The following is a 6188-nucleotide window of genomic DNA, read 5'->3' as shown; positions in this document are numbered from 1 at the left end:
TCAAATAAATTTTTTGTGAAACATTAAATAGAGGAGCAGTTGGATTTTCTGTTGAGTTAAAAGTTATAGTGGGGACACTAATTAATGGAGCTAGTTCAAGGCTTACATTGGGACTAACTGTTAATTCAATTAAACTTTGAGATGAACCTCCTATTAATGAGCCTTTATTTGTGTAAAAATTATACATTATCATATATCTGCCAGGATATTTATATACATAAGAAGTGTATTGAGACGAAATATTCTTTATATTTCCATCACCAAAGTATACTAAAGCGTATTTGGCATTTGTTGGGAATGATGGTAAATAAAAGTTTACGCTTGAACCAGCCGCTAAAGCACTAGATGAAGTAGTTATTGCAGAAAATGATTTATAACTGGATGAGGTATTTAAGGCGGTTGACATGCTTGAAGGCTTTCTAGTTGCTATATATACACTTATTCCTATAACAATTATTATAATAGCTATTCCAATTATTACTCCTTTGGATATTGTACGCATACCTTTACGAGTACTCATTAAGATTCACCTTACATGACTTCTATAGGAGTTAGATACATAAATACTACGTGAAAAGTCTATAATGGCAAATCATGGGGATAAAATATACATATTTTTGTGTATTCATGCATAGTGTTTTTTAAGGATTTCAATTTAAAAGGAATGTTAAATAAATAGTCATAAAAGCCATCAATTAAAATACTCTATATAAATTTTACTCCGTAATATCTATCTAAATTTGTGGAAAAAAGAATAATAGTTTATGATGATCTAGAATATCACTAGGATGTGGTGAGAAAGTATGAGTATAAGAGGATTTAAGAGGTATGGGATAAAAGTCTTAAGCGTTTTACCTGCAGTAATAGCAGTAATAAGTTTGGTATTGAGCCTACACTTTGGCCAGCCAGCTACACATGCACATTTGCATGCAGTCAATCCAGTAACTGGCGATGACGATATATTTATATGATTAATTTTAATAATTTTTTAATTTTATTGTTCATTTTTGAGATAATGTTCATTATACCATTTTTCGAATTCTGATAATTTTACCTTCCTTCTAGCTATTTCTTCTAAATTGCTATTAGGCACCCATTCTTTTAATAAAGGATTGTATTCTCTAAATGGTAACAAATATCTTTCCTTAATATCTCTTCCCAATAAATTATATTGTATTACTTCATCCCAATTATATTGCCTGTATTCGTTTACAATAGTGGTATCAAAATATTTAACGTGAATAACATAGTTAAAATAAATTACGTTATCTCCCAAAACAATTTGTCCTATATAAGGAAAAGCTAAAAGCCTTTTAAATATATCTCTTACGCTTTTATTTGACCCCTTCAACAATATATAGCCTGAAGTAAAAGGCATAGGTTCATTTAGTCTTAAATTAAATGAATTTAGACCGACTTTCGGTAAGAAAGCTCCTCCTCTTGAATAGAGCTTAGAATGATTTAAATGATATTTAAATGAAGAAAAAGGTTTAAATCTTTTTAATGGACTTGGACCTTTAAAAGCATCTACTAATAAACGATAATTATCTATCGCATTAGCAGACAATGCGGCTAATATTAATACATCCAGGGCATCAGGTTTCCTTTTTGGATCCGGTACTTCAACATTTATTGGTGGATGACCATCAATCATCTTATACATTTTGTCTATATTATATAATTTATCATTTTTTTCATCGTAATAATACAACCAATTAGGCCGCGAGTTATACATTTCATTAAATACATAAACATTTTCATTTGTTATTTCCTTTAATTTGTTAATTGCTTCTTTTTCATTATATGGAAAATAATAATGTAATATAGTTCCTATTGAACTAAACATTCTTCCAATTAACCAATATTCCTTAAGAGGTGAAGACTCCATCCATTTCCCTCTAATAATACCTAAAACAAATCTTAATCTAATAAGTCTCCTGGAAAAGTCTAGTACTATTGTTGTAAATTTGCTATTTCTTAATATTCGGTAGTAATTTTCAAGAGTTGAGTCGGGTATATTCATAAGCTCAGATAATCTGGTTAAACTATAAGGTGGAGTATTCTCTTGTATTGTATTCATAATTTTTAACATTGTTTTTCTATTAAGCATTTTTCCTGGTATCTTTTCTTCTTCCACCAAATTCACCGCTCTATCATTATATATTCTGGAGGATACTTAAAAGGAAATAGATAAAATGTTTATTAATAAATATAATTTATATGTTAAGTTTATAATTTTTCTAAACAAACAAAATTTGGGTAGTATACGTGAGAGCTGACATTCCGGTATCCTGCATAATAGATGCACATGTGCACAGTCCAGTAATGAAAAATACAAAAGAAGTTAATGAATATTTGAGAAAATTGGTGGATTCAGGCATAGGGGGAGCTGTTATATTAGGCATACCTCCTTTTAGAGACTTGCTTTTAAAAGTTTCGTATGATGATATATTGAAGGAGTATGATAGAACAAAATATTTAATAGAAAAATTTGCTGGAGAAGTGAAGGATTTTCTAACACCAGAAAATTTATATTTTATGGCACACCAAATTTCGGAAGCTTTTTGCCAGTTTATAAAGCATCAAGAAATTTCAGCTCTTTCAAATTTTACAGTATTATTTCCAGCAAATTTATCGTTAGAACCAGAAGTTTTATCTACAATATTAGAGAGATCGACAAGGGAGGGATTTAAGGGGTTCAAAATAATATCTACTCTATTTTTTAAGTATTTAAATGATCCATCAGTAGAAGCTACCATAGAAATAGCGAATGCAAAAGGATTACCAGTAACAATACATGGGGGATGTGATCCAGGCATATGGGAATTACCTAAATTCTGTAAATATGGAGATCCCTCGAAATTAGATCCTATTTTAAAAAAATACAGGGATGCAAAAATCATAATAGCCCATGCTGGTGGTTATAGCGCTATAGCGCCTGGAGTTTTTATGGATGAAACTTTAGAGTTAGTTAAAAAATATGAAAATGTTTATATTGATACGTCAGCATTACCAGCTCAATTGATACCTTTAATAATGAAGGATTTTCCTATAAATAGGATTATGTATGGTTCTGATTATCCTGCTGTAAGCAATTCTAATCCAAAAGAATACATGGAGGATGTATTTTTAACTTTATTAAGTAATAGTATATCCAAAAGTAATTTAGAAAAATACTCCCATGAAAATGCTGAATCTGTTTTTAATATAGAATGTATTTCAAGAAATTATAATCTTTTAGATTAAATACATAATAAATAATAATTTAAAATTAGGAATTATTTTTACTTACCACACAATCTAATTTATTGACTTATAGCAATATACAATTATAAAGCAATATACAATTATAAAGAAAAAAGTATGATTAAATATTTTGGAAATATTTATATACTAGTTAGTATATTAAATAGTATACAGGTGAGCCCTTGGGAGAAATTGAAAATTTACCTTATAAAGAAAAAAGGTATCCTTATCATAATGCGTATCTTGATTATTGGAAAAAAAGTATAAGTAATATTGAAGAATTTTGGGATCTAAAAGCTAGGGATCTAGTATGGTATAAAACTTGGGACAACGTATTAGATTCATCAAATCCACCATTTTATCGTTGGTTTGTTGGAGCTCAAACAAACATAAATCTTAACACATTAGATAGATGGCAAAATACTTTAATATTTAATAAGGTTGCTTATTATTGGGAAGGAGAAGATGGAGTTTCTAGAGTTATAACATATAGAGATTTATTCAAAGAAGTAAATAAATTCTCAAAGGCTTTAATTGATTTAGGAGTTAAAGAGAACGATACTGTTACAATTTATTTACCAATGATTCCAGAATTACCAATATCAATGCTATCAGTAACAAGAATCGGTGCAATACATAGTGTAGTATTTTCTGGATTTAGTGCAGAAGCTTTATCAACAAGAATTGTTGATGCTAAATCAAAAGTATTGATTACAGCAGATTCTTATCCGAGAAATGGAAAACCGATTGAATTGAAGAAAAATGTGGAATCTGCTATCAAACTAGCTAAAGATCAAGGCGTTGAGGTTGAAAAAGTAATAGTTGTAAAGAGGTCTGGTTTGCCAATACCATTTATAGAAGGAAGAGACTATTGGTATCATGAACTAGTTAATAAATACTCCGATAGCATCTACGTTAAGCCGGTTGCTAGAAAAAGTGATGATGTACTATTCATATTATATACAAGTGGTACAACAGGCAAACCAAAAGGAATTATGCATAGTGTAGGAGGATATATGACTTATGTATATCATGCATTCAAATGGAATTGGGATATAAGGCCAGAAGACGTGCATTGGACCTTTGCTGATGTTGGTTGGATTACAGGGCATACTTATATAGTTTATGGCCCTTTAATGCATGGTGCAACTGAAGTTATGTATGAAGGAGCCCCAGTTTATCCTGCTCCTGATAGAGCTTGGTCAATAGTTGAAAAATACAAAGTAACAATATTATATACTTCTCCAACAACATTAAGACTCTTAAGGCAATATGGTGATGAATTTGTAAATAAACATGACTTATCAACATTAAGGATACTAGGAACTGTTGGAGAGCCAATAAATCCAGATGTTTGGGAGTGGTATTTCAATGTAGTGGGTAAAGGAAAATGTCCAATAGTTGATACATGGTGGATGACAGAAACATCCGCATCTATGATAGCTCCATCACCTCATTTAGGCTTAGTTCCGTTAAAGCCGGGTTCAGCAACATATCCATTACCAGGAATAGAACCTGATGTATTGGATGACAATGGAAATCAAACACCGCCAGGTGTGAAGGGTTATCTTGTAATAAAGAAACCCTGGCCCGGAATGCCATTAGGTATTTGGGGTGATCCTGAGAGATTTGTTAAGACATATTTTGGCAAGTATCAAGGAATATTTTACGCAGGAGACTACGCTGTAAAGGATGAGGAAGGATATTTCTGGTTATTAGGAAGAGCGGATGAAGTTCTAAAGGTAGCTGGACATAGAATAGGAACCATAGAAATGGAAGATGCGTTAATAAAACATCCATCTGTTGCCGAGGCTGCAGTTATTGGTATGCCAGATCCGGTCAAAGGAGAAGTTCCTATTGCTGCTGTTGTTCTAAAATCGGGAGTTAATCCAAGCAATGAGCTTAAAAAAGAACTTATTGAAGTTGTTAGAAATACTATAGGACCTATAGCAACACCGCAAGCAATAATATTTGTCAGAAAATTACCTAAAACGAGAAGCGGAAAAATAATGAGAAGAGTTCTAAAGGCTATATTAACTAATGGCATTGTTGGAGACACTTCTACTCTTGAAGATCCTACGTCAGTAGATGAATTGAAGAGGGCATGGGATGAATTTAAGCTTAGCATGAAATAATTTGTAGTTTTTTATTTTGAATTGTTTTTTATTTTGAATTTAAGAAGGGGTTAAAAATGGCAAGTAAAGAAGAGGTATGGGGAAATCCAGCTGCTTTAGGTTTAGTAGGATTCGGTTTAACAACTATAGCTTTAAGCTTAGCTAATGCAGGCATTATACCGACTACAGGATTAACTATAGGCTATGCGGTTTCATGGGGCGGTTTAGCACAAGTTTTTGCTGGTTGGATATCTTTTAGAAGAAATGATACCTTTGGAGGAACAGCATTTTCTGGATACGGCTTATTCTGGTTAGGTTTAGCTCTAGCATTAATACTTGGTCTAAAAATAAGTTCCTCAGAATTGGGGCTTTGGATGCTCCTCTGGGGTATATTTACTCTTTACATGGATGTTGGATCCATTTTAGCCAAAGCAAGAGTTTTAAGTATAGTATTAACTCTTTTATTCATAACTTTCTTCATACTTTCCGCTGCAGACTTTACAACAAGTTCAATGATTTTAAAGGCAGGTGGATGGATAGGATTAATAACTGGAATTTTAGCAGTTTACTTATCAATGGCTATTGTAATAAATACAGTTAAAGGAAAAACTGTTGTGCCTGAATAAACTAATATTTTTTATTTAAAATAATGAATTTTATTTATTTTTTAAAAAAATTAACTGATAAGAAATAAATTTTTACGTTTAGTTTGTACTTAATATATTAGGGTGTTAAGCTAGTGTCTGAAGGTGAATCTGCAACTGCTGAATGGTATAAACTCAGCGTTGAATTACATAAATACTATGGAGGTAAGATGGAAACTATTCC

5 protein-coding genes and 1 pseudogene are annotated in these 6188 nt (G+C 31.4%); 4 read left to right on the top strand and 2 right to left on the bottom strand.

What is annotated here, in order from left to right; all coding sequences use genetic code 11:
- Nucleotides 1-520: pseudogene (locus ACP5GV_RS07795) on the bottom strand (ABC transporter substrate-binding protein); the annotation flags it as partial.
- Nucleotides 521-803: 283 nt separating this feature from the next.
- Between ACP5GV_RS07795 and ACP5GV_RS07790 the strand changes: the two are divergent.
- Nucleotides 804-971 (top strand): hypothetical protein, encoded by a 168-nt coding sequence (locus ACP5GV_RS07790; protein ID WP_428103197.1) that lies wholly within the window; start codon nucleotides 804-806, stop codon nucleotides 969-971.
- 23 nt (nucleotides 972-994) lie between these two features.
- Here the strand turns inward: ACP5GV_RS07790 and ACP5GV_RS07785 are convergent, their stop codons facing one another.
- Nucleotides 995-2137: a hypothetical protein gene (locus ACP5GV_RS07785; RefSeq protein ID WP_428103195.1), complete on the bottom strand. Its 1143-nt coding sequence runs from the start codon at nucleotides 2135-2137 to the stop codon at nucleotides 995-997.
- Nucleotides 2138-2268: 131 nt separating this feature from the next.
- Here ACP5GV_RS07785 and ACP5GV_RS07780 point away from each other — a divergent pair, with 131 nt between their 5' ends.
- The 3 genes from ACP5GV_RS07780 to ACP5GV_RS07770 all read left to right on the top strand — a co-directional run bounded on the left by ACP5GV_RS07780 (nucleotide 2269) and on the right by ACP5GV_RS07770 (nucleotide 5986).
- Entirely contained in the window at nucleotides 2269-3246 is a 978-nt protein-coding gene (locus ACP5GV_RS07780; RefSeq protein WP_428103193.1) for an amidohydrolase family protein, read from the top strand.
- 182 nt (nucleotides 3247-3428) lie between these two features.
- A complete protein-coding gene (gene acs / locus ACP5GV_RS07775; RefSeq protein WP_428103190.1) occupies nucleotides 3429-5381 on the top strand; it encodes an acetate--CoA ligase in 1953 nt (650 codons plus the stop codon).
- A 20-nt stretch (nucleotides 5382-5401) separates the two neighbouring features.
- Complete coding sequence (locus tag ACP5GV_RS07770; protein WP_428103199.1) at nucleotides 5402-5986, top strand: acetate uptake transporter; 585 nt, start codon at nucleotides 5402-5404, stop codon at nucleotides 5984-5986.
- Nucleotides 5987-6188 lie beyond the last annotated feature (202 nt).

It is taken from the genome of Caldisphaera sp. (genome assembly GCF_049974385.1).
Classification (GTDB): domain Archaea; phylum Thermoproteota; class Thermoprotei_A; order Sulfolobales; family Acidilobaceae; genus Caldisphaera.
Note: the sequence above shows the minus strand (reverse complement) of the source record. Positions and strands in the feature narration are given on the sequence as shown.

Excerpts from the sequence above, each read along its gene's own strand:
- ACP5GV_RS07790 (WP_428103197.1), top strand. The coding sequence starts at position 804 with ATGAGTATAAGAGGATTTAAGAGGTATGGGATAAAAGTCTTAAGCGTT.